The 22587-nt window shown below is 39.4% G+C and carries 19 protein-coding genes; 9 read left to right on the forward strand and 10 right to left on the reverse strand.

Features of this window, described 5'->3' with window-relative positions; genetic code table 11:
• Positions 1–14: 14 nt before the first annotated feature.
• Complete coding sequence (locus tag JWR87_RS07725; protein WP_297817927.1) at positions 15–140, forward strand: glucuronate isomerase; 126 nt, start codon at positions 15–17, stop codon at positions 138–140.
• Positions 141–209: 69 nt separating this feature from the next.
• Positions 210–962, forward strand: coding sequence for a rhomboid family intramembrane serine protease (locus JWR87_RS07730; RefSeq protein WP_297817873.1), 753 nt, complete (start codon positions 210–212; stop codon positions 960–962).
• A 27-nt stretch (positions 963–989) separates the two neighbouring features.
• Here the strand turns inward: JWR87_RS07730 and JWR87_RS07735 are convergent, their stop codons facing one another.
• From JWR87_RS07735 to JWR87_RS07745, 3 genes are all read right to left on the reverse strand, one after another.
• The gene (locus tag JWR87_RS07735) at positions 990–2234 is read right to left on the reverse strand and encodes a DUF6786 family protein (protein ID WP_297817876.1); all 1245 of its coding nucleotides are present in this window, start codon (positions 2232–2234) and stop codon (positions 990–992) included.
• A 44-nt stretch (positions 2235–2278) separates the two neighbouring features.
• Positions 2279–3526, reverse strand: coding sequence for an L-fucose:H+ symporter permease (gene fucP, locus JWR87_RS07740; protein WP_297817880.1), 1248 nt, complete (start codon positions 3524–3526; stop codon positions 2279–2281).
• 119 nt (positions 3527–3645) lie between these two features.
• Complete coding sequence (locus JWR87_RS07745; RefSeq protein ID WP_297817883.1) at positions 3646–4089, reverse strand: DUF2721 domain-containing protein; 444 nt, start codon at positions 4087–4089, stop codon at positions 3646–3648.
• Positions 4090–4446: 357 nt separating this feature from the next.
• On the opposite strand from JWR87_RS07745, the gene JWR87_RS07750 reads away from it, so the two are divergent.
• From JWR87_RS07750 to JWR87_RS07770, 5 genes are all read left to right on the forward strand, one after another.
• On the forward strand, positions 4447–5751 hold the full coding sequence (locus JWR87_RS07750) for an FAD-binding protein (RefSeq protein ID WP_297817886.1): 1305 nt from the start codon (positions 4447–4449) through the stop codon (positions 5749–5751).
• A 160-nt stretch (positions 5752–5911) separates the two neighbouring features.
• Positions 5912–6115 carry a cold shock domain-containing protein gene (locus tag JWR87_RS07755; protein WP_366090333.1) on the forward strand — a complete coding sequence of 68 codons (204 nt, stop codon included), beginning with the start codon at positions 5912–5914 and terminating at the stop codon, positions 6113–6115.
• Positions 6116–6294: 179 nt separating this feature from the next.
• Positions 6295–7137 carry an SDR family oxidoreductase gene (locus JWR87_RS07760; RefSeq protein ID WP_297817892.1) on the forward strand — a complete coding sequence of 281 codons (843 nt, stop codon included), beginning with the start codon at positions 6295–6297 and terminating at the stop codon, positions 7135–7137.
• A gap of 230 nt (positions 7138–7367) precedes the next feature.
• Positions 7368–8849 (forward strand): NAD(P)/FAD-dependent oxidoreductase, encoded by a 1482-nt coding sequence (locus JWR87_RS07765; RefSeq protein WP_297817895.1) that lies wholly within the window; start codon positions 7368–7370, stop codon positions 8847–8849.
• 57 nt (positions 8850–8906) lie between these two features.
• Entirely contained in the window at positions 8907–10658 is a 1752-nt protein-coding gene (locus tag JWR87_RS07770) for an SMP-30/gluconolactonase/LRE family protein (protein WP_297817897.1), read from the forward strand.
• Between the two features lie 39 nt (positions 10659–10697).
• Here JWR87_RS07770 and JWR87_RS07775 read toward each other — a convergent pair whose 3' ends face one another.
• Positions 10698–12728, reverse strand: a complete 2031-nt coding sequence (locus tag JWR87_RS07775; protein ID WP_297817900.1) for a M56 family metallopeptidase — start codon at positions 12726–12728, stop codon at positions 10698–10700.
• A gap of 1 nt (position 12729) precedes the next feature.
• Positions 12730–13110 (reverse strand): BlaI/MecI/CopY family transcriptional regulator, encoded by a 381-nt coding sequence (locus tag JWR87_RS07780; protein ID WP_297817903.1) that lies wholly within the window; start codon positions 13108–13110, stop codon positions 12730–12732.
• A 275-nt stretch (positions 13111–13385) separates the two neighbouring features.
• Here JWR87_RS07780 and JWR87_RS07785 point away from each other — a divergent pair, with 275 nt between their 5' ends.
• The gene (locus JWR87_RS07785) at positions 13386–17396 is read left to right on the forward strand and encodes a M36 family metallopeptidase (RefSeq protein WP_297817906.1); all 4011 of its coding nucleotides are present in this window, start codon (positions 13386–13388) and stop codon (positions 17394–17396) included.
• A 418-nt stretch (positions 17397–17814) separates the two neighbouring features.
• On the opposite strand, the gene JWR87_RS07790 is transcribed toward JWR87_RS07785, so the two are convergent.
• Entirely contained in the window at positions 17815–18225 is a 411-nt protein-coding gene (locus JWR87_RS07790; protein WP_297817909.1) for a hypothetical protein, read from the reverse strand.
• Complete coding sequence (locus JWR87_RS07795; RefSeq protein WP_297817912.1) at positions 18218–18793, reverse strand: sigma-70 family RNA polymerase sigma factor; 576 nt, start codon at positions 18791–18793, stop codon at positions 18218–18220. Before JWR87_RS07795 ends, JWR87_RS07790 begins: the two co-directional genes overlap by 8 nt.
• A gap of 80 nt (positions 18794–18873) precedes the next feature.
• Here JWR87_RS07795 and JWR87_RS07800 point away from each other — a divergent pair, with 80 nt between their 5' ends.
• Positions 18874–19653, forward strand: coding sequence for a C40 family peptidase (locus JWR87_RS07800; RefSeq protein WP_297817916.1), 780 nt, complete (start codon positions 18874–18876; stop codon positions 19651–19653).
• Positions 19654–19754: 101 nt separating this feature from the next.
• On the opposite strand, the gene JWR87_RS07805 is transcribed toward JWR87_RS07800, so the two are convergent.
• The 3 genes from JWR87_RS07805 to JWR87_RS07815 form a co-directional block, all read right to left on the reverse strand.
• Positions 19755–20303: an inorganic diphosphatase gene (locus tag JWR87_RS07805; RefSeq protein WP_297817919.1), complete on the reverse strand. Its 549-nt coding sequence runs from the start codon at positions 20301–20303 to the stop codon at positions 19755–19757.
• Between the two features lie 152 nt (positions 20304–20455).
• Entirely contained in the window at positions 20456–20863 is a 408-nt protein-coding gene (locus JWR87_RS07810) for a DUF4878 domain-containing protein (RefSeq protein WP_297817921.1), read from the reverse strand.
• 123 nt (positions 20864–20986) lie between these two features.
• Positions 20987–21976 (reverse strand): PhoH family protein, encoded by a 990-nt coding sequence (locus tag JWR87_RS07815; RefSeq protein WP_297817924.1) that lies wholly within the window; start codon positions 21974–21976, stop codon positions 20987–20989.
• Positions 21977–22587 lie beyond the last annotated feature (611 nt).

The following is a 22587-nucleotide window of genomic DNA, read 5'->3' on the forward strand; positions in this document are numbered from 1 at the left end:
GCATTTTATGTAATTTGTTTGGTGAAGAAATCGAAGCCGGCGAATTACCAAACGATATTGAATGGACCGGAAAAGTGATACAGGATATTTGCTTTAATAATGCAAAAAGCTACTTTAACTGGAATGAGGTGATAAAATAGATAAACACAAGTTGGAGTAAGAATACCTTTTCTTACGGGAATAAGATTTGTACTATTCTGTAAAAAACAATGCTTTTACCGATTGGAGATGACAACAAAGACAGGAAGATTACGCCTTTTATAAACTATCTGTTAATAGCTCTTAATATTTTCCTGTTTATTTATTGGCAGCGTTTAGGGAGTGATTTGCCTGTTACTTTCGGTTATGCTGCAGTTCCGGGAGAGATTTTAACTGGCACCGACATAATTACTGACAGTAAGGTTTTAACTGACCCTTATACCGGGCAAGACCATCAACTTCCAGGCCTTCAACGTACCCCAGTTCCTGTGTTTCTTACCTTAATCACTTCCATGTTTATGCATGGTGGCATTGCCCATCTGCTCGGTAACATGTTGTTCCTCTGGATTTTCGGAGACAACATTGAAAACAAGCTCGGACACTTAAAATATCTTGTTTTCTATTTGCTCTGCGGCACTCTTGCCAGTTTAAGCCACGTGTTTGCTACTTTAATTTTGGGCCAGAATCTACTTATTCCTTCGCTTGGTGCTTCCGGTGCTATTTCCGCTGTGCTAGGCGGTTATCTGCTATTGTTTCCAACAAGAGGAGTGCACGTATGGTTGTTCTTATTTTTTGTAGTAACCATCCCTGCCTTTATTGTAGTAGGCTTCTGGTTTGTCTTCCAGGTCTTAAATGGATTGGGCACATTAGGAGGGGAAGAAGCTGGCGGTATAGCGTATGCCGCCCATATCGGAGGTTTTATTTCGGGGCTTTTCCTGGTTAAATCATTTATTAGAAAGGCGCCACGGAGAAAGGTGTGGTGAAATGGCTGAGAGTATAAATTGACGTGCTTAAAAAGCTTTCTTAATCTCTTCTAAACCAACACCAAAAAGCTTTCTTGCAATTAGATTTAAGCCTTGCTCATTTCCTGTAAAGTGATACACTGCATGTTTATGAGAAAGTGATCCATCAGGTTTTAAGAAGGCTGCAGGAGATACGCTTTCTATTTCGTAGAATGGACCCATTTGTGTTCCATCAGCTAAAGGTCCATCGTTGTAGGCGTTAACGGCGTCACCAGAAAATGGAGGTTTGCTGGTATTCCATTCCTGGTTGAGATACTTGGCAGTAGGGTCAACATCAAACATAGTTATAGTCAAAACATTATTTTGAACGTCATAACTCCCTGCCATTGGCTTGGCTTTACCAGGCGCTATCCCCAGCTTACCCCTGCTTTTACCGTCAGCTTTAAAGTATAAAACTCCATTGGTATGCCTGATCCTGTCCGCTGATATTTCACCAAAGTAATTGGTGGTGGCAACTTTATTAAATGGTTCAGTGCCCGCGTTCTTAAAAGGAACAACAATAACAGTTGCAGGGGCAGGCTTAAACATATCAAGTATCCACATGCAGGGCATACCCGTAGTTTGGGTCCATTCAAAAGAGCTTTTGTTTGTTAAAACATTTGCCGTTTCATAACCTACCACTTTTATCGAAGTATCTAATGTTAGGCCTACATTGTTTTGTATTTGTTGCTTGTCTAAAATTTTAATTGTCCTGTCCACCAACAACTGCATCTCGGTGCCTTTGTAATTTGTTAGTTTCATTTCTTTCTGTAAGCTAATGGCATCGTTGGTTTTGTTCGTAACCTTCCAGGCTTCGCTGTCAATAGGTGCAGGTGTTCTCCAGTTATCAAACACCATTTCTGCTCCGGGTTTAAAATACAAGGAAAACTTTCCGCCTTCAGGTCCAAGCCATAAGCGGTTTTCCCCACCGTATGCATTCATGTGTTCATCTGCCGGGCCTGAAAATGCCTTATAGTTTACCCATCCAAAACTAAATCCTTTGTTTCCTTCAGCAGTCGATGTAAACACTTTTGCCTGGTATTTTGGCGACACAATTACCTTTGAGTTTTCGTTCCCCGCTTGTAAAACAACTATGCTGTCATACTGCCTTAAAAAATTGAGGTCGTAGCCAAAACTTCCTTCTTTATAAGCGTCTTCATTTCTGTTTTCATTTTGCTGTTTTTTGGTAGCATCGTTGCACGACGCAATCATCATTGTAACGAATAGAATAGGGTACAGGAAATCTTTTATCACAATAAGACAAGGATTGCAGGTGAGTAGGTAATGATGAATATTATTTAATGGGCAACTGACAGCGTAATGTCTTTTACCCGCAAATTTTTAATGGCAAAATAAAATACTACTATAAAGCAAGCAGCAGGTACAATATAAGCTGTCTGTATGTTGGTGGCATCGGACAACTTACCCATTATTACCGGGAAGACGGCACCCCCTGCAATCGCCATTATTACCAGTGATGAACCCTCTTTAGTTTTCGGTCCCAAACCATGGATACTCAAAGAAAATATAGTTGGAAACATGATAGACATAAAAACCTCAACACCGACTAAAGCATACACAGATATTTTACCATCTGTCATAACGGCAAGAAGGAGCAAAGCCATATTGACGACACTGAAAGCTGCTAATAACTTTGCAGGAGATATGTATCTCATTAAAAAAGTGCCAATAAACCTTCCAATCATAAAGCCTAACAATGCTGCTGATAAATACATTGCAGCCTGTTTTTCTTCTATATCCGCAACCCTTTTCGAAAATCGTATAAAAAAGCTACTGACACACACCTGCGCACCTACATAGAAGAATTGGGCTAACACACCCAACATCAAATTTTTTTCCTTCAATAATGATTGCTCAACCTTTACATCTTCACTCTCTATAATATCAGGCAACTTTGTTTTCCAAATAAATATGGCTACCAACAACACCACTAAGCCGATAATGATAAATGGGATCTGTACAGAGTTTGCCTCGGTTTGCAAATAGTTATTGAGTTGTTGCTGACTCATTGCAGCCTCTTGTTGCGGGGTGTAGGTTTGGCCCGATAGTATAAAAAGCCCTCCTGCTAAGGGTGCCAGCGTAGCAGCGAGCCCATTGAAAGATTGAGCAAAATTGATCCGTTGAGTAGCTGTCTTAGGATCACCCAAAACGGTGATGTAGGGGTTGGCAGCCGTTTCTAAAAAAGCCAATCCGCACGCAATGATAAATAAAGCACCTAGGAAAAATACATAAGACCGTGCCGCAGCGGCCGGAAAAAAAAGAAATGAACCTGCAGCAAATAATAATAAGCCAACAATTATTCCTCCTTTGTATCCATGCTTTTTCATAAACAATCCTGCAGGTATAGCCATTAAAAAATATGCTATATAAGATGCAGAATCAATCAGGGCCGATTGCAAATCACTTAGTTGACAAGCCTTTTTTAAATGAGGAATTAAAATAGGGTTTAAATTGAGCGCAAAGCCCCACAAAAAAAATAAAGAAGTAAGCAGGATAATAGCAAAACGAAAATTGTTAGCAGGCATCTCGGTAGGTTGTGCAAACGTTAGTAAATAGAAAGTATATTATAAGTACTTGCAATAATATTGAAATTACAGGTAGCAATTGATTGCAACGAACAAATTTGGTTTTCGAACGAACGGGGTTACTCCTTCTCAAATTTACGTTTCACATAATCAACTAAAGTCGACTCTTTCAGGTCTTCCATATCGCCTAGTTGTATCTCAAGTGCTTTGGTACTTAGTTGTATCTCAAACAGCGATAACATAAGCGACCACAAAAAGAAGATCAGGCTTAGCGCAAACAATATATCAGCACCCGTTTTGTTATCCAGGTAAATAAAGTACATGCAAATAATGCAGCATAAAAAACTAACGATACCAAGTGCCTGCATGTTTTTAATCAGCCTTAAACGGTAACGCAAATTTTTGATCTGGCCCGACAAAATACTTTGTTTGTCACTCTTCAGGTACTCGCCGTGCAGCGTGCGAACAAGATTTGCAAGTGCAAGAAACCTGTTGGTATAGGCAAGCATAATAAGGCTGATCGCAGGAAACAATAATGCAGGGGTGTTAAACGTGATGTCCATAAAAGCAATTTATATAAATGATTATTATTCCTTTAATAATACTTTTCCTACCCACGACTTTACCCTTTGTTTCGCTGAAATAAGAAGACTTTTTTGAACTAGCGATATAAATCTATTAAACATCCTTGCGTCGCACTCTTGTACTGAATCTCATAGTTCACCACTTTCCGCCTTTTGTTTTTAATCGGTTGCCATTTGCTTTGGCCTACAGTGGCAAAATACTAAACGTAGTAACTATGCACTAAACTGAAGTCGCCCTCTATCATAATTAATATTACTTTAGATAATCTATAAGCTATTTTGTTATAGACGTACCACATTAAAAGAGAAACATTCATCAAACTATCTTCTACACTAATGGCCACCCCTTTTATTTCACCACTCGAAAGCCTGGCACAAGACAAAAAATTAAAAAACTGGTCGGGCAACCTGGCGTTCAGCACCAATAAAATATTTCATCCAACATCGGTTGAGGCAGTACAAAAGCTGGTAAGAAAATACGACCGGTTTAAAGCATTGGGAACAAGACATTGCTTTAACAGGATTGCCGATAGTAAACACAATCTTATTTCACTTACTGAATTAAATAAGGTAGTGTCGGTTGATGCAAAGGCAAACACCGTAACTGTAGAGGGAGGAATAAAGTATGGAGTACTGGCTCCCTACCTTGATGAAAAAGGCTTTGCCTTACACAATCTTGCATCGCTTCCTCACATATCTGTTGCGGGTTCTATTACAACTGCTACGCACGGCTCAGGTGTTGGTAACGGTAATTTGGCAACTGCAGTTACAGCTTTAGAAATGGTAACGCCTAATAGCGAAGTGGTTCATCTGTCAAAAGATAAAGACGGAGAAAATTTTCTTGCAGCAGTGGTGGGGCTCGGTGCATTGGGGTTGATAACAAAAGTTACTCTTCATGTTGAACCTACTTACCAGGTAAGGCAAAATGTATATGTACAATTGCCCCTTGCCCAACTTAAAGAAAACTTTGACAAGATTGTTTCTGCAGGTTATAGTGTTAGCCTTTTTACTGACTGGCAAACAGAAAACATAAATGAAGTTTGGATAAAAAGGCGCGACCAGGGATTAGATATGAATTTGCCAGAGGAGTTTTTCGGAGCAAAAGCTGCAACCAAAAACCTTCATCCGATTGTTGAATTGTCGGCCGTTAATTGCACCGAGCAAATGGGAGTTTCCGGGAAATGGTATGAGCGCTTGCCTCATTTTAAAATGGGGTTTACGCCAAGCAGTGGGGTAGAGCTACAATCAGAATACTTTATTCCTCAACGGAATGCTGTTGACGCCATTATGGCTATTCAACGTTTAGGAAAACAAATTGGTCCACACTTGTTCATCTCAGAAGTAAGAACCATTGCTGCTGATAACTTCTGGATGAGCCCCTGCCGCAACCAGGCATCTGTTGCCATTCACTTTACCTGGAAACAAGAGTGGGAGGCAGTGAGAAAATTGCTTCCGTTAATTGAGCAGGAACTGGAACCGTACAAGGTAAGGCCGCACTGGGGCAAGCTATTTACCATGTCACCACAAACGCTATCGTCTCGTTACGAGAAGCTTGAAGACTTTAAAAAGATGATTGCATTGTATGATCCAAAGGGGAAGATGAGGAACGAGTTTTTAAATACAAACATTTTTGGAACCTAAATAAAATGCAGGTTAACCGCTTTATTTTCTGACTGATTCGCGTGTTTATTTCCCGGGCTTATTATGGAAGTGGGAAAATCATAACATTTTAGTTAACAATCAATAGGAATAATATGTTGCTTCTTAAAATAATAACGATACCTTTAAATTATTAATTAAAATTATCATGAAAGAATCAGGAACAGTTAAGTTTTTTAACACATTAAAGGGTTTTGGATTTATTACAAGCAATAGTGGAAAAGATTACTTTATCCACGTATCAGGACTTAATGGCTTGTCACTAAACGATGGTGCTAAAGTTGAATTTGAAACAAGACAAGGACAGAAAGGTTTAGAAGCTTTCAACGTCTCTTTACTTGGGTAATTATATATTAGTGCTATAAGCAAAAATGCCACCTTAACCGGTGGCATTTTTGTTTATAGCAATTGCTACAGTGCAAGCTTCTTTAATTGGTCTTCAGTTTTTGATTGCTGAAATGAGAACGCTCTTTTATTAAGATTTATCATACAATTTTTTACCTTACTTATCTAATCCCAAAATCAATGACAGCCCATTTTAGTAATTGTGTCTTAATTGTTACCGGTGCTGCATCAGGTATTGGAAGGCACGTTGCGTTACAGGCGGCGCGTCATGGCGCTTTAGTGATCGCTGCTGATATTAATAACCTGGCGCTGGCCGAAACAAAAAGCATTGGCATTGATGAAGGCTTGCAAATGGAAGTACATGAGCTGGATGTAGCAGATAAAAAAGCCATCAATGATTTTGCAAAAATGATAATACCGCAATTAAAAGGTCGTAAGCTTATTCTTGTAAATAATGCGGGAGTTGGTTTGTTTAGTGGCAGCTTTAATAATACTGACCAAGATGATTTTGAATGGCTGATAAATATTAACCTCTGGGGAGTAATACGAATGACTAAAGCTTTTTATCCTTACTTCATGCAACACAACAATGGGCACATCGTAAACCTGTCAAGCGTGTTTGGATTAGGGGGCTTTGCTAATCAAACAGCTTATTGTACCGCCAAATTTGGGGTCAGAGGGTTTACGGAAGCGCTGCGTATGGAATTGGTGGGAACGGGTATATATACTACCTGTGTTCATCCCGGGGGGATAAAAACAAATATAATGCGTGCAGCGACTCCAAAAGGTGCAGGCTTAACGGCAGATATGCACGTGAAGGCAATTGCAGACTTTGAAAAGATTGCAATGACTACACCCGAAAAAGCGGCCGAGCTGATACTGGAAGCAGTGAAAAGAAAACAGCCACGACTTGTAATTGGCAAGGATGGGAGAGTAATAGATATGGTGACAAGACTATTACCTGTAGCTTACACAAAGATTTTTAAAAAGAAAGTGGACAAGGCATTGAAGGTAGGCTTATAGGGCATATCCGTTTATTTCAGCGATTTGAGTTTTTGTAAATTCAGATCGTTTTTGATTAAAAACAGCAGTTGCACAAAGATTTACAGATGAACGAAATGCGACGCAACGATGACGAGGGGTGACCAAGCGCTTGCGTAATAATAAATATAAGTCTACCCAAAGGCTCATTAAGAAGCGCGGTCCGCTGATAAAGAAAGCACTTCTATCGTAAACCAAATTGAATTGAAATAATGAAACCCGACTTTGAGGTTGGAATTGTGGGTGCAGGTTTTGCCGGACTGGTGGCAGCTTTAAGTTTAAAAAAAGCCGGCAAAGAGTCTTTTGTAATTTTTGAAAGAGCTGGCGAAATTGGTGGAACCTGGCGTGACAATATATACCCCGGATGCGCCTGTGATGTAGCTGTTCATCTTTATTCTTTTGGGGCGGTACCAAACGCCAGGTGGAGTAATTTATACGCAGGCCAACCAGAAATTTTAAGCTACCTTAAAGATGTATCGGTTCGCTGTGAATTGCAAAAACACATCCGACTGAATTCGGATATTGTAGCGGCAAAATTCCTGGAGGAAGAAAGTTACTGGCTAACGACCGACAGGATGGGAAGGGAAACCAGCGTATCTGTACTGCTATTGGGTTTGGGACCTTTGAACAGGCCCTTTCTGCCATCTTTAAAAGGGTTGAACGAATTCGGGGGGCATTACTTTCATACCAGCCAGTGGGATAGAAACTTTGACCCGACAGGTAAAAGAGTGGCTGTAATAGGTACAGGTGCGAGTGCGATACAAGTGGTGCCTAACATTGCGCCGGTTGTAAAATACCTAACCGTTATACAGCGAACACCAGCGTGGGTTACTCATCGTTTTGATAAAAAAATAGGTAAAACATGTAAAGATGTATATCAACGGTTTCCAGTTGCACAAAGATTTAAAAGAGAATTTATTTACTGGATCAATGAGCTTTTCGGGTTGGCGTTTATTGGAAATAAAACGCTCAACAAAGTAATGGCCTGGACTGCGTTACGGAAATTACGTAATGAAGTTAAAGATGCAACAACACGAAAAAAGCTTACCCCGGCTTATACAATTGGCTGTAAAAGAATTTTAAAGTCAGACGATTATTACCCCACATTCAATCGTGATAATGTAAGTCTTGTAGCCGAAGGAATTGATAGGTTTACACAACTTGGAATACTGACAAACGATGGTAAGGAGCATTTGCTTGACGCAGTAATATTTGCAACAGGTTTTGTAGCAGCAGATTTAGATTTGTATATAAATGTAGTAGGATTGCAGGGACGTAATTTAGTTGACGAATGGAAAACCACAGGTGCACAAGCTTACCTTGGTACCACAGTGGCTGGTTACCCTCATCTTGCTGTTTTATTGGGGCCTAATACCGGGCTCGGGCATAACTCGATACTACACATGATAGAGTCACAAATGAACTATATCATTCAATACATAGATTGCATAGAAAAATCCGGCGCGGAAGCGTACATCGATCTAAAAGAATCAGTACAGCATGTATACAATGAAAGGATACAGGCGCAATTGAAAAAAACTGTATGGGCATCGGGCTGTAAAAGTTGGTACATGAATTCGAATGGAAAAAATACAACGCTGTATCCGGGCTTAACGGTTACTTTTAGGAAGGAGACGAGGAAATTCGATCCACGCGTTTATCAAAAAGTAAGGCGTCCTGCCCTCGTATTATAAGCTTGGATGTTTGTAATCTAATGTGCCGTTATTCCTATTATCCGAAACTACCCCACAATGAAAAAATTATTGATAATTGTACTTCTGCTGGTGCAAGTTTGTTCCTTTGGTCAAACAATAACAGAAAGGTATGCTGAAGATCCGGCGTCAGTAGAGCATGAAGGTGTACCGAAGGGTGAAGTACGAAAGTTTAGTTTCAACAACTCTAAAATTTTTCCCGGCACTTCAAGGGATTATTGGATTTATATTCCTGCACAATATCGGGCAGATAAACCTGCCTGCGTATATGTGAACCAGGACGGCATACAGTGGAAGGCGCCTACAGTTTTTGATAATCTTATATATAGCAAGGAGATGCCCGTAACTATAGGCGTTTTTATAAATCCGGGTATAGTAAAAGCACTTGACACTGCTACTGCATTAAACAGGTACAACCGCAGTTTTGAATACGATGGGCTTGGTGATGCCTATGCACGATTTATACTGGAAGAAATCTTTCCAGATGTGGAAAAGCAAAAAGCAAGTGACGGCCGCGCGATAAAATTATCAAAGAGTGGAAACGACAGAGCCATAGGCGGATCAAGCAGCGGCGCTGTTTGTGCCTTTACCGCTGCATGGGAAAGACCATTAGAGTTTTCTCGTGTGTTTAGTGCAGTTGGTACGTATGTCGGACTAAGAGGAGCAGATCGCTATCCCACGCTTGTTCGTAAATATGAACCCAGGCCCCTTCGTATTTTTTTACAGGATGGCACAAATGATCTGAATATTTATGCGGGTGATTGGTGGAAAGCAAATGAAACGATGGAAAGGGCTTTAACTTTTTCGGGGTATGAATTGAAGCACATTTGGGGAGAAGGACAACATAGCGTAAGGCATGGAACTGCTATTTTTCCAGAGGTAACCAGGTTTTTATGGAAAGATTGGCCAAAGCCTGTAACCACAGGTATTTCTAAAAATCAATTCATAAATGATATTTTAATACCAGGCAGCGGATGGGAATTGGTAGGGCAGGGGTATGGTTTTACAGAAGGTACTGCGGCTGATGCTGCCGGTAATGTTTTCTTCCACGACATTCCCAATTCAAAAACGTATAAAGTTGATAATAAAGGTAACCTCTCAATCCTGCCATTGGCATCTAAAAAATCGAGCGGTACGTCTTTTGGCTCTGGTGGAAAGCGGTATGTAGTGGCTGGAGAAACAAAACAAATCCTTAGCTACGATGCTACCGGAAAAGAGGCAGTTGTAGCGAATGAAGTTATCGGAAACGACCTTGTTGTTGCCAAAAACGGGAACTTATACGTAACGTCACCAGATGGAAGTGAAAGGCCTGGGAAACTCTACCTGGTTAAACCGGATGGTAAAAAGATAGAGATAGATGCGGGATTAAAATATCCTAACGGAGTTGCTTTGTCGCCTGATCAAAGTCAATTGTATGTAACAGAGTCAGCGACCCAATGGGTGTGGGCATACCAGGTACAGCCAGACGGATTGCTCGAAAATAAACAAAGATATGGCTGGTTGCACGAGACTGATATTGAAGGAAACGCCTGGGGCGACGGGCTGAAATGTGATCGTGATGGAAGAGTATATGTCGCCTCGCGTTTGGGCATTCAGGTTCTTGATCAGACAGGAAGGGTAAATGCAATTATTCCGGTACCATCAGGTCAGCCTTCTAACGTTTGCTTTGGAGGAAGTGATTTTGATACTCTGTATGTTTCTGCAGGAGATAAGGTTTATCGGAGAAAAGTAAAGGTGCACGGAGCAAACACTTTTGATAAACCAACGAAGCCAGCAGCTCCACGATTATAACAAAAAGGTTCCGTTACTGAATAGAGGCTGTTTTACATTCTAGATCTTTATTATATACATCGAGCGAACTCTAGCCGGGCGGGCGGGCGGGGGAGCAATTGTTTCCATTTGTATAATGTCGTCTTCTTCGGTCTCTGTAAATGCTCCTTTTTCCTTTTTTTGTTCTTTTTTTAATTCTATTACACCTTGCCGGTTTATAACTCTCACTTTTGGCTTTGTTGAAAATTGGAAAGAAAAACTACGTTCTTTTTCTGCAGCTGAAGTATAAACAATAGTAGGCACGTGAGAATAGTCATCTACATTAGAGATTAAAGCAGTTGTATAAAATGCAGGCTGATTTAATGAATTCAGTTCTTTTTCGATTTGCTGCTCAAGCAATTCTAATTCATTCAACTTAAAAACATTTATGTCAGGAAGAAGTGTATTTGATCCTTCTTTCTGGATCTTTCTTATTCCAATGCGAACAAGACTTTTAAGTTTACTTAATTCCAACTTTTTATTTGCCGACTTAAGCTGCTCCATGGTATTGGCAACGTGCATTCTAACCTTTTGCAGATTTAAAACCTCTTTTTCTTTAATGGTTTCTTTTTGAATTTTTTTAAGATGGTTTTCTGTCATTTCAATTTGTTCCGAAACTTCTTTTGAAAACCACTTTTCTGCATTGATCTGTGCTTTGAAGTATTCTTGGCCTTTTGCCAGGCTTTCCATTGCAAGATTTAAAGAGGTAACCATCGCCGGCTTAACTGTTGTAACCGAATGAGCAAGAGTAGCAGTTTCAATAATCTTGTCATCTTCTCCAAAAGGAATGGCGGTTTCAGATGGAACAGAAGGTTGTGGTGGAGGGGCAGGCTGAGAGAAACGACTTGCCGCTGTTTTTGTTTTAGAGGACTTTATTTCTGCTGGCTTTTTCGTTATTTCAGCCGTCTCGTCCGAATTATTAGGACTATTAGCCAGGAAGAACACCGGATTGAATAGAGGGTTTTTAACTTTTGCTGCTAAAGGTTCGAAAACGACATTAGGCTGGTCTCTCAATTTTGAAGCATGAACAGCTTTTTTTGACGGAGACAAAAATGAAAGGAAACTAAAGACTGTAGTTAGCACTAACAAAGCCAGCACCTGGTGTTTGTGATTGAAAAATGTTCGTTCGTTTTTTTCTATTATTCTTTTTATTCTGCTAATCAGTAATTTTTTATTATCCGTTGCATTTAAGGAAAATAATTGTTTGCTTGGTTGGTTTGAAGCTATTTGCAAAAGGGCACGGGCATAAGAAGCGGCACTATACTCGTATTTCAAAACCCAGTCATCACAGCAATTCTCTCGCTCTTTTTTAATTTGCTGATGTATCAATTGCATAAAAGGATTGAAGAAAAGGCAAGCTTCAATTAGTGCAAGAATTAAATTAAACAGGTAATCAAAGCGCTTGATGTGAGCGAGTTCATGCAGTATTACTGCCTCCATCTGCTGTACATTTAAGTAGTTTATGGTGGCAAGAGGTACTAATATTACAGGTTTTAAAAAGCCGACTGTCAATGGAGTTTGAACTAGTCCGGACAAAAAGATTTGTACTGGTCTTTTAATCTCTAATTGTAACGAAAGCTTTTGTACAAATAGTTTCCAATGCTCTTCTATTTCTGCAAGGCCTTCAAATCGAACCTGCTGGGTAAACCGGTAAGCAAAAATCCATTTGGCAGTTAGCATTAAAAGTAACGCCAGGTATGCTATTGACAAATAAGGAAAAAACTGCTCAAACCGAAGAACTAAAATGAAAAATTGCTGACTGAGGGATGCACTGGTATGAGTTAAGAGACCTGGAATATATGGTTGTGATGTAGCTCCGATTTGTTCTGGTAAGAGTAGGCATTGTTTATAATAGAATACCAGGGTTCCAATAAACCAGGCAAAACCAACGATCTCAAAAACTATCCCGGTTGTGTATTTTTGATGAGAAGATAATTTACAGATGGTATTTATTGAAAAATACAAAAGCCATAAAAGTGCAAACTGCCATAAACTGTTAATAATGGTATAACCCAGCGCCTGCAGAAACGGAGAGTGGAGCAGAGGATGCATGTTATTGTTTTTTCAGATTGTCGAGAAGTTGTTGTATTTCGTGTAATTCTTCTTTGCTTGGCGCCTGGCTACCCAGTGCTTGCATAACTAACTGGGATGATGATCCTCCAAAAAGGCTTGATATCATTTTTCCTACAAATTGGCTTTGTGTTTTTTCTTTACTAATGTTAGCCTGGTAAATATGAGTTTTTGCTGAATCGTCTCTTGTTACCAACCCTTTCTCAAACATGATTTGCATTAACTTTAAAGTAGTAGTATAGCCGGCCTCTTTTGATTTGAGTATTATTTCGTGTACGTCCCTCACCGTTGCCTTTTCTTTTTGCCACAAAACCTGTAATATTTCTAGTTCGCCTTCTGTTGGTTTATTTTGTTTATTATTCATTTACGATATTTTTCGTACCAATATTACAAACATTTAAAAAAAAAAGGGGATTGCAGGCATAGTTTTTTGTATTTATTTAACAAACGCCGCCGTTTTTAACTACTTCTTATAAAAATTTTTTCATAAGTATTATTAAAAAAAGCGTCAATTTTTCCTATTTCATAATAATAAAAAGCCCTTTTATGATGCAAAAGTTACTTTTTAGGATACGTAGCACTGTATCCTTTTTGTTTTTCATTTTCTTTCTGTCAACCCCAACCTTTAGTCAGGAGGCTATGTCACTTCAAAAACTCAAAACCTACACTGTTGAAAACAAAGACAAACTAGGGTTATCTGACCAAGACATTTCTTCTCTTGTAGTGAATTACGAATACACTGATCACAGCACAGGTATTCACCACATTTATGCAACTCAAAAAATTAATGGTTTAACAGTTACTAATTCTGCTTTTTCATTGCACTCTAGTGCCAAAAAGAGTTTTGAAAGCAACCAGATAGTACCATTAAAATCCACTTCCATTAAACCTGTCAATATTGGTATTTCTTCAATGCAGGCTATTCAAAAATTGATGGAAGCAATTAATTATTCTTCAGATGGAAAGATTGAATTGAAACAAGCTGCGCAGGGTAGCGATCAGGTAACAGTTTATAAAAGAGGAACTTCTTCTATTTGGGATATTCCTGCTAGACTTGTGTATTTTAATAATGAAAAGCTTTCTGCCCTTCAGCCTGCATGGGAAGTTCAAATGATGGATTTTTACAAAAAGCATTACTGGCTGGCTTATGTTGACGCCTCGTCAGGTAAAATACTAGAGAAGAGAGACCTTATTATGCAATGTAGTTTTGGCGGTGCCGAAACCGATGAACAAGCTGTTTATCATGGCAATCATCAACACGCTTTTGTAGAAGCTGCCAACAATTCTGCGGCGTCAACTGAAGCAGGGGCAAAAACGGCCTTTGATCCGCGGGCAATTATTACTAATAGCTACCGCGTTTATGATTTGCCATTGGAAAGTCCGGGCGACACCTTGCAGCAAGCCGCACCGCATGCTTTAAGCCCAAGAAGCGGCGATGCTATCGCCTCCCCTGACGGATGGCACAAAGTAGGCAACAGTGCAGTTCCATTTCCATATACTCAGGGAAATAATGTGTGGGCATTTCAAGATCCTAGTCCCGGCCCTTTGGGCGGTGTACCTAGTACAGACCCAACACGTACTGCTTATAACAATGGCGGCCCTTTAGGTGCTCCTGTTCTTACTGAACCTTTTCTTTTTGATTATCCTATAAATCTGACAGCCAACCCTGAAACATATCAAAAGGCTGCTATTGTAAATCTTTTTTATTGGAATAATTTAATGCACGATGTATTTTACCGTTTAGGATTTACTGAAGCGGCCGGCAACTTTCAACAGTCTCACACTTTTTCTACAGGCACAAGACCCGGGGGAATGCAAGGAGATGCGGTGTTAGCGCAGGCGCAAGATGGAGGTGGTACGAATAACGCAAACTTTTTAACTACTCCTGATGGTACGCCCGGCCAGATGCAAATGTATTTGTGGACCGCAGCTTTGCCTGACTCAATTGTACAAATTACTTCATCTTCTACAGGTGTTCCTCCTCCCGGTATGAAGTTTATTGCTATTCAAGGTTCTTTTAACACCCAGCCGACCGACACGGCTTTGATGAACCTCTATACTCGGCCTGTTCTCAACAAACAATTTGTAGTAGTTCAAAAAAATCCGTTGTCAACCGTTGGTACTGAAACAGAAGGATGTACAACTGGCCAACAAAGTATAGCCCTTCCTCCGGGGAATAACGTAATGGACAAGATAGTTTTGATTGACCGCGGTAGTTGTTCTTTTATTGAAAAAGTTTTAGGAGCACAGTTGGGTGGAGCTGCAGGTGTAATCATTATAAATAATTCCGACGGACCGCCCCAGGCAATGGGTGGTACAGATGCACCGGGCAATTTCGTAAAAATTCCGGCCGTAATGGTTAGCAGGTCTGACGGTACACTTTTAAAAAACCAAATTCTCGCCGGAGCAATCATCATTGGTTCATTAAAAAGAGACAAACCGGCAGCACCTAAGAGAGATGGCGACCTTGATAACGGTGTAATCGCACACGAGTACGGTCACGGGATTTCTACCCGTTTGACGGGGGCAAATACCATTGGTCCATTAGGCGGAGATGAGCAAGGAGGTGAAGGCTGGAGTGATTTTATGGCTTTGTACATGACAATGAGAAGTAGTGATCTTATTGCTGGCAAATTGCCAACACGTTCTATTGGCAATTATGTGACTTACCAATCGGCAAGCGGTCGTGGTATCAGGCCAACACCTTATAGTACTGATATGTCAATAAATCCGTCTACGTTTAAAGACATTGGCAAAGGTGGAGAAATTACAATACCGCATGGTGTAGGCTATGTTTGGTGCACAATGTTATATGAAATGCTGCAGAATTTAATTGATAAATACGGAATGGGCGATGATGTATATGAGGGAGCCGCTCCGGTAAATGGAAATCCTCCTGCTACTGCAAATGGTAATAATATAGCAATGCGGCTTATCATAGAAGGGATGAAACTACAAGGCACAAGGCCAACTTTTGTACGACAAAGAGATGCTATACTGAAAGCTGACAGTATTTTATACGGTGCACAGAACTCCTGTTTAATATGGAGAGCTTTTGCAAAACGCGGATTAGGTTTCTCTGCAAGATCCAATACAAACGGAGTAGGTGACGAAGCTGAAGCTTTTGATGTGCCGTTTGCTTGTGATCCAACTCAGAAAAGGGTTAGTATTGTAAAAAATGGTCCCGTAAAACTTACCAACGGAGCTCCTGCTAATTATACTATTACTGTAACAAATAAATATCCAGCTCCTATTACAGGTTTTACAGTCACAGATGCATTACCTACTGGCTTAACGTTTGTTTCAGGTTCAGATAATCCTGTTTATTCAGCAGGTACGAACACTGTTACCTGGACTTTAGATCTTGCGGCAAATGCGACAAAGACACTGTCATTGGTTACTAATGTTAATTCTCCTACTGCCTCTACGCTGAGATTTGGAGACGACCATGAGGGGTCTGCGGCAAACTGGACTTCAGATAATAGTGGCGGACTTGACGCATGGACTTATACTACTAATGCAAGCATGGCCTATAGCGGTTCCAAATATTGGTTTGTGACTGATACTGATTTGGGTGGGGCCAATACAAACCTGCGGACGAATACTGCTATTACTGTTCCGGCAAACGGAGAGCTTGTATTTATACATAAGTTTGCTACAGAATCAGGATACGATGGAGGTGTTGTTGAAACATCAACAGACGGAACTACGTGGACGTACGTTCCTCCTACAAAGTTTGTGAGGGGGGGCTACAACGGTATAATTCCTACAATTAATAATCCTGGTATTGGTACAGCAGACCTTGCTGCCTTTACCGGAACTTCTCCGGGTTACATTGTTTCTATTGCTAAGCTTGATAATCTTGCCGGTCAGAATATTTTTGTCCGTTTTAGATTTACTGCCGATGCTGCTGGTGGTTCAGTAACAGGTGGAGGTTGGTGGATGGACGACGTGTACGTGCTTGAAAATCGCACTGAAATTGCTAACACTGCAACTGCTGTTACTATAGCTGGTCAGCGGGTACTTGAAAGCGAAGGAACGAATGCCCGTTCAACAAGCTCAGCTTTCATACTTTCTCCCGGTGCTCCTTTAGCTAATTCTTTAGGAGCTTTAAGCGCAGCCTTCTCAAGGCAATCTTCAATTGATCTGGGATGGACTACCTATAATGAAAGCGGAAATGAAACCTATGAAATAGAAAGAAAAGCAAATGGTGAGGCGGGCTTCATAAAGGTTGGTTCGATAATGGCTACGGGTTCTTCCACCCGAAACAAGCAGTATAAATTTAACGATCCTAATGTTGTTTCCGGATACCGGTATCAATACCGGGTTAAACAGGTAAACAGAAACGGAGAGTTATATTACACAAATATTGCTATAGTTTCTTTAGGTGCAAAAGCCTTTACTGCTAACATCTACCCTAACCCTGCAACCAGTATTGCTAATATTAGCATACTTAACCCTAAAGCCGGAAAAGTAACGATTAACTTGTTCGATGCGTTAGGTAAAAGGATAGCAACATTTAACGGCGCAGAAGCACAAAGCCAGGTGGTTCCGTTACCGATACAAGGCTTAAATAAAGGTACTTATTGGGTAGAAATCAATACGGCGAATGACGATCGTATAACATTAAGGCTTGTAGTAAACAAGTAATCTGAAATGTAGATTTTTTTTGGGGCTGCTGAAAAGCAGCCCTTTTCTTTTCCCCAACATTTGGATGAAATACTAATATTTGTCATACTTCTTTAGAAGCAGAGAAAGAGTATACGTTACATTGAAGTGGAAGTGTTGAAATTCACGGAATAGGACTATGCTCCTTTATTGTAGTGCATTGCTATCAATACAAACAATACAGAAGCCACTACATTTAACGGGTAGATTGAGCAGAGAACTAGTACTGTTTAATGCATGATTAAGGCAATTTTTTAATTTAAATGAAACTGCGGATTGCTTGTCGTTAAGGAAATATTCTAAAGACTTGGTTCGCTTCTGCTACATAGAAATACGGAAAGATGCAGTGAGTGACACAACCGGAGATGAAAAAAGATATGGGGTTAAACACAAAGAACAATTAACCTACAGCGATAATATAAGCGGTGCTTTTTAACAGGTTTTCTGATTGTACATTGCTCCTGCCGTGTAGATAAATAATGATATAGGCAATAACGCAAGTAAAAAGCAGCATGAGTATAGCGAGTACGATCCATTGATAAATCTTAATTTCCCGTTTTTCCTTCCTTTGTTTTTTTGCCGTTAATTGCTGAAGTTTTTGGTTTAGCTGGTTTACCTGTTTTTGCAAGTTCTTTTTATCCTTTACCTGTAGCAGTCCTTGTAGTGCATCCACTTCAAAAGGGCTATTGTTTATTTTATGTTGAATAGAATCTTTTTCTTCTTCAGCCGTATTCTCATCAAGATACCTTAACAGCTCCTCTTCGGTTAGCTGCTCCTCGTTATCGGACAATATGTTTTTCCAATCAGCCATTTACTTTTTTCATTTTCTTCTCAACAATTAATTTCAAGTTTCTTTTACCGTTCTGTATATAGCTTTTTACCTGCAGCAAGTTGAAACCGGTGAAATCTGTTATTTGCTGATAGGTTTGTTTTTGTAAATAGAACAGCGTTAGACACAGTTTCTGCTCAGCATTCAATTCCTTCAGACCTTCTTCAATCAATGAAAGGGTTTGGTCTTTTTTCAATAGGTCCGTCTTGCTGAAACCATCTTCTGCTGCAGCAAATTTATCTGATATTTCTAAGGGCACACGTCCATGCTTTTCTCTAATTTTCATTAGACACAAGTTTTTAGCAACCATATATAACCAACTTTTGAAATAGTCAACTTTGTATTTTTGAACCTCGGTTATTACTTTAAGAAATATTTGTTGTACAGCATCTTTTGCTTCTTCTTCATCTTTTAAGTATTTGTTGCAAACGCCATATAAAAGCAAAGTATAGCGCTGAAGAAGAATGCCAAGCCATTGGTTATTCCCATCGCTGTAAAACCTATTCAACAGTTCTTTATCTTCGATATGTGCAAATGCATCTTTAGCCACGCGTCAATTTAGATATATTTTAATTAGAGATGCTGATAAAATATTTTTCCATAACACTATTAACGGTACTATAATTATTTATGATCCTATCAGTTTGCATCGTTCCTGTTTGTCCTATTCGAGCCGAAGCTTCTCATAAAAGCGAGCAGGTAAGCCAGTTGTTGTTTGGGGATTTATGCGAAGTAATTGAAAGAGCAACGGATTTTGTAAAAATAAAAGTGGTTTACGATAATTATGAGGGTTGGTGCCAGGAAAACCAATTGGATAAACTTGACGGTGATGAAAGGCTTTTAAAAAGAGGAAAGTTAGCAGGGGATTGGGTGAATGAAATAACATTAGATGAGACGGTAATGCATATTCCCTTTGGAAGTACAATACCTGACAGCGGTTTTGTAGGAAGACATCGGGTTGAGTATAAAGGAAAAGTAATAGGTGTAGAAAAGAAGAATTTGAGCAATGAATTTCTAAAGAAGATTGCTTTTTATTTTCTTAATACGCCTTATTTATGGGGCGGGCGATCAGTTTTTGGAATTGATTGTAGCGGTTTTACTCAAAGCGTTTTTAAGTTCCTCGACATTACATTACTAAGAGATGCGTCTCAACAAGTAACACAGGGTGATGAGGTAGGATTCTTACAAGAGGCAAAATGGGGTGATCTTGCTTTTTTTGATAACGAAGCGGGAAGAATAACGCACGTAGGAATATTATTAAACACAAACACGATTATTCATGCCTCGGGGAAAGTGAGGATAGATGCCATCGATAGCATGGGGATTATTAACGGTGATACCGGCAAGCGGACACATAAACTAAGACTAATAAAAAGAATTTTAAAGCAACAAGACTCGCTTTTGTTTTAACTATCGTTTTACAAAGGGAGATAAACTTTTTTTAGATAGAAGATGCCAAAAAGGACCTGTGCTTCTTTACAACAAAAAAGAAGCACAGGTTTCCTGATGAATTATTTGAAATTTCTTTTATAATTATCCATTGCTTCCTGAATAATTTTTAAAGCCATACTCTTATTCTGAAACTCTTCAACTTTTACAGTTTTATTTTCCAAAGTTTTATACTCTTCGAAAAAGTGTCTTAGCTCACCAAAAAAGTGTTTTGGTAGTTCTTCAATGTTGTTGATATAGTTAATAGATGGATCATTTGCAGCTACAGCTATAATTTTGTCATCACCATCTCCCTGATCTATCATTTGCATTACACCTATCACCTTTGCGGTAACAAGACACATGGGCTGAATACTAATACTTGACAAAACAAGAATGTCAAGGGGATCTTTATCGTCTCCGTAAGTCTGAGGAATGAAACCGTAGTTGGATGGATAATAGAACGATGAATAGATAACCCTGTCTAATCTTAAAAGGCCACTTGGCTTATCAATTTCATATTTGGCTCTTGATCCCTGCGGGATTTCGATTACGGCATTTACCATTCTTGGTGCCTGGTCTCCACATTCAACTCCATGCCAGGGGTGTAATACGTTTGTAAATTTTTCCATATCTTTTTTTGATAAATTCATTTCTAAAACCCTTTTATTAGCAGTTCAAAATTTTTAAAAGCTGCAATATTACAACTTCGTCTTATTAATCCACCGTTGTTTTACATGATGAAGTAAAACAACGGTAAGCGAAAGAAGATGTAGTGAGTGGCTTAAAGGTTGCCGGAAAAAGTGTATTTAAAATCAACTTTCCATTCCCCGTTTGATTTAACCACTTTTATTTTTTGCGGCCTTTTTCTATAGGAGTTAGTGAAATTGACAATGGTAACACTATCAGGAACAACATCAGTGACTTCATAAATAGTTATAGATGAGTTGCCATACCCTGCTTTATCCTGTTCACTACTATTATTAAATTCTTTGCTCCATTTTGCCAGCCAGAACTGGTTGTCTTCATCCTGTAGCATATATCTATTTGCCGCGTTAAATTTGCCTTTGAGTGTCTGTTGAATAAATTCTCTGCCAGCATCTAACGCGCTTTCTGGCCTATGGTACTCTTCATCGACATTTTTACAGGAAAATAATAATATAAATGCGAGGACTAATAAAGAATATTTCATTTAATACTTTGTAGGCGATAAAGGTAACAATAAAAGAAAATCATTTTTGTAAACGGTATAACAAAGCAAAAGAGGCAACTATTAAGGCTACCTCTTTTGCTTATTTTTAAGAACCTAAATTAATTACCTGTTATTCGGCTGAAAACCCTGTACCTGCTCTTTTTCTTTTTCACGGTCGTAAGCTCTAATGATTGCTTTAACAAGCCTATGACGTACCACGTCTTCTTCATCCAATTCTATATGTGCAATTCCGTCTATGTTTTTTAAAATCCGGGAAGCTTTTTCTAATCCGCTTCTTTGGTTTTTAGGCAAGTCAACCTGGGTAGGATCACCTGTGATAATAGCCTTGGCACTTGCACCGATCCGGGTGAGAAACATTTTAAGTTGCAGGTCATTGGTATTTTGGGCTTCATCCAAAATGATAAACGCATTATCCAAAGTTCGTCCGCGCATATAAGCAAGGGGAGCAATCTCAATGGTTCGTGTACTCATGTAATATCCTAACTTATCCGCAGGTATCATGTCATCCAAAGCATCGTACAACGGGCGTAAATAAGGATCAATTTTTTCCTTTAAGTCCCCGGGCAAAAAACCAAGGTTTTCACCAGCCTCCACAGCCGGTCTTGTAAGAATTATCTTTTTAACGACTTTGTTTTTAAGGGCTCGTACTGCCATTGCCACGGCAGTATAAGTTTTGCCTGTACCTGCGGGCCCGATTGCAAAAAGAATGTCATTGCGATCACCTGCCTGAACCATTTTCTTTTGGTTAGCCGTTCTGGCTCTTACGGTTTTACCATTAGGTCCAAAAACAAGAACGTCATTCGGATTTCTTTCTACAAAATTGTCAATCACTTCTGCGTCATCTCCACCTAAGATTTGCTCAAAGTAGTTTTCGCTTAAGTGTCCATTTCTTTCGAGATATTGAAGTATTAGGTCAATCTTTTCCTTTGCCGTTTCAATTTGTTCCGGAGCGCCGCTAAGTTTTATTTGAGTACCGCGGCTAAGTATTTTTAGCAGGGGAAATTTCTTTTTGAGGAGATCCAGTTTCCCATTGTTTACACCAAAAAATTCAATAGGATTTACTGTTTCAAGATTAATAATAGTGTCTGTCAAATTTTTTCGTTTTTTCGTTTTTTATCAATCGGGCTGACGTCTGCAACAGACCTTCAGCACATGTTTTTCATCTAACCAAATATAATTCTATCATAATCAAAATTCATACTACGTTATACACAACCTGTGAATTAGATGTGAAAGTCCATTTCGCGTAACACGGATTCGTACGAGTCGGCTTTCGTATCGTAATTTTTTTTGTTTTGTTCACTTGCTCCTTTTATTGTCATGACGATTTAGCAATATTTAAGACACATTATTGTAATTGTTGCACCTCTTCATACCAGTCGCCAAGCGATGAAAAGGTTGAAGTAGTTGGTAAAGACTGAGGGAAGTAACTTAAGCCGGGATGAAAAGCAGGTAGTTGAGATAGTTTGGAATATATTTGAAGCAATTCTTACCAGGGACATATCAAAGTAAGAAGAGACGTTTTTTTTCCTTAATAACGACAAATAAAAATTCCTTGAAACGAGTACTTTTCATAGACCGCGACGGAACCCTTATCAACGAAGCGCCGCCAACTTACCAGATTGATAGTTTTAGTAAACTTGAGTTTTATCCGCACATGTTTGAGTACATGTCAAGGATTGCTAAAGAATTGGATTATGAGT

Source organism: Segetibacter sp. (assembly GCF_025963695.1).
Classification (GTDB): Bacteria; Bacteroidota; Bacteroidia; order Chitinophagales; family Chitinophagaceae; genus Segetibacter.

Coding starts and splice junctions, on each gene's coding strand:
- JWR87_RS07775 (WP_297817900.1), bottom strand. CDS start 12,728: ATGCATCCTCTGCTCCACTCTCCGTTTCTGCAGGCGCTGGGTTATACC.
- JWR87_RS07760 (WP_297817892.1), top strand. CDS start 6,295: ATGACAGCCCATTTTAGTAATTGTGTCTTAATTGTTACCGGTGCTGCA.
- JWR87_RS07750 (WP_297817886.1), top strand. CDS start 4,447: ATGGCCACCCCTTTTATTTCACCACTCGAAAGCCTGGCACAAGACAAA.
- JWR87_RS07730 (WP_297817873.1), top strand. CDS start 210: ATGCTTTTACCGATTGGAGATGACAACAAAGACAGGAAGATTACGCCT.
- JWR87_RS07790 (WP_297817909.1), bottom strand. CDS start 18,225: ATGGCTGATTGGAAAAACATATTGTCCGATAACGAGGAGCAGCTAACC.
- JWR87_RS07745 (WP_297817883.1), bottom strand. CDS start 4,089: ATGGACATCACGTTTAACACCCCTGCATTATTGTTTCCTGCGATCAGC.
- JWR87_RS07780 (WP_297817903.1), bottom strand. CDS start 13,110: ATGAATAATAAACAAAATAAACCAACAGAAGGCGAACTAGAAATATTA.
- JWR87_RS07805 (WP_297817919.1), bottom strand. CDS start 20,303: ATGGAAAAATTTACAAACGTATTACACCCCTGGCATGGAGTTGAATGT.
- JWR87_RS07785 (WP_297817906.1), top strand. CDS start 13,386: ATGTCACTTCAAAAACTCAAAACCTACACTGTTGAAAACAAAGACAAA.
- JWR87_RS07810 (WP_297817921.1), bottom strand. CDS start 20,863: ATGAAATATTCTTTATTAGTCCTCGCATTTATATTATTATTTTCCTGT.
- JWR87_RS07770 (WP_297817897.1), top strand. CDS start 8,907: ATGAAAAAATTATTGATAATTGTACTTCTGCTGGTGCAAGTTTGTTCC.
- JWR87_RS07765 (WP_297817895.1), top strand. CDS start 7,368: ATGAAACCCGACTTTGAGGTTGGAATTGTGGGTGCAGGTTTTGCCGGA.
- JWR87_RS07800 (WP_297817916.1), top strand. CDS start 18,874: ATGATCCTATCAGTTTGCATCGTTCCTGTTTGTCCTATTCGAGCCGAA.
- fucP (WP_297817880.1), bottom strand. CDS start 3,526: ATGCCTGCTAACAATTTTCGTTTTGCTATTATCCTGCTTACTTCTTTA.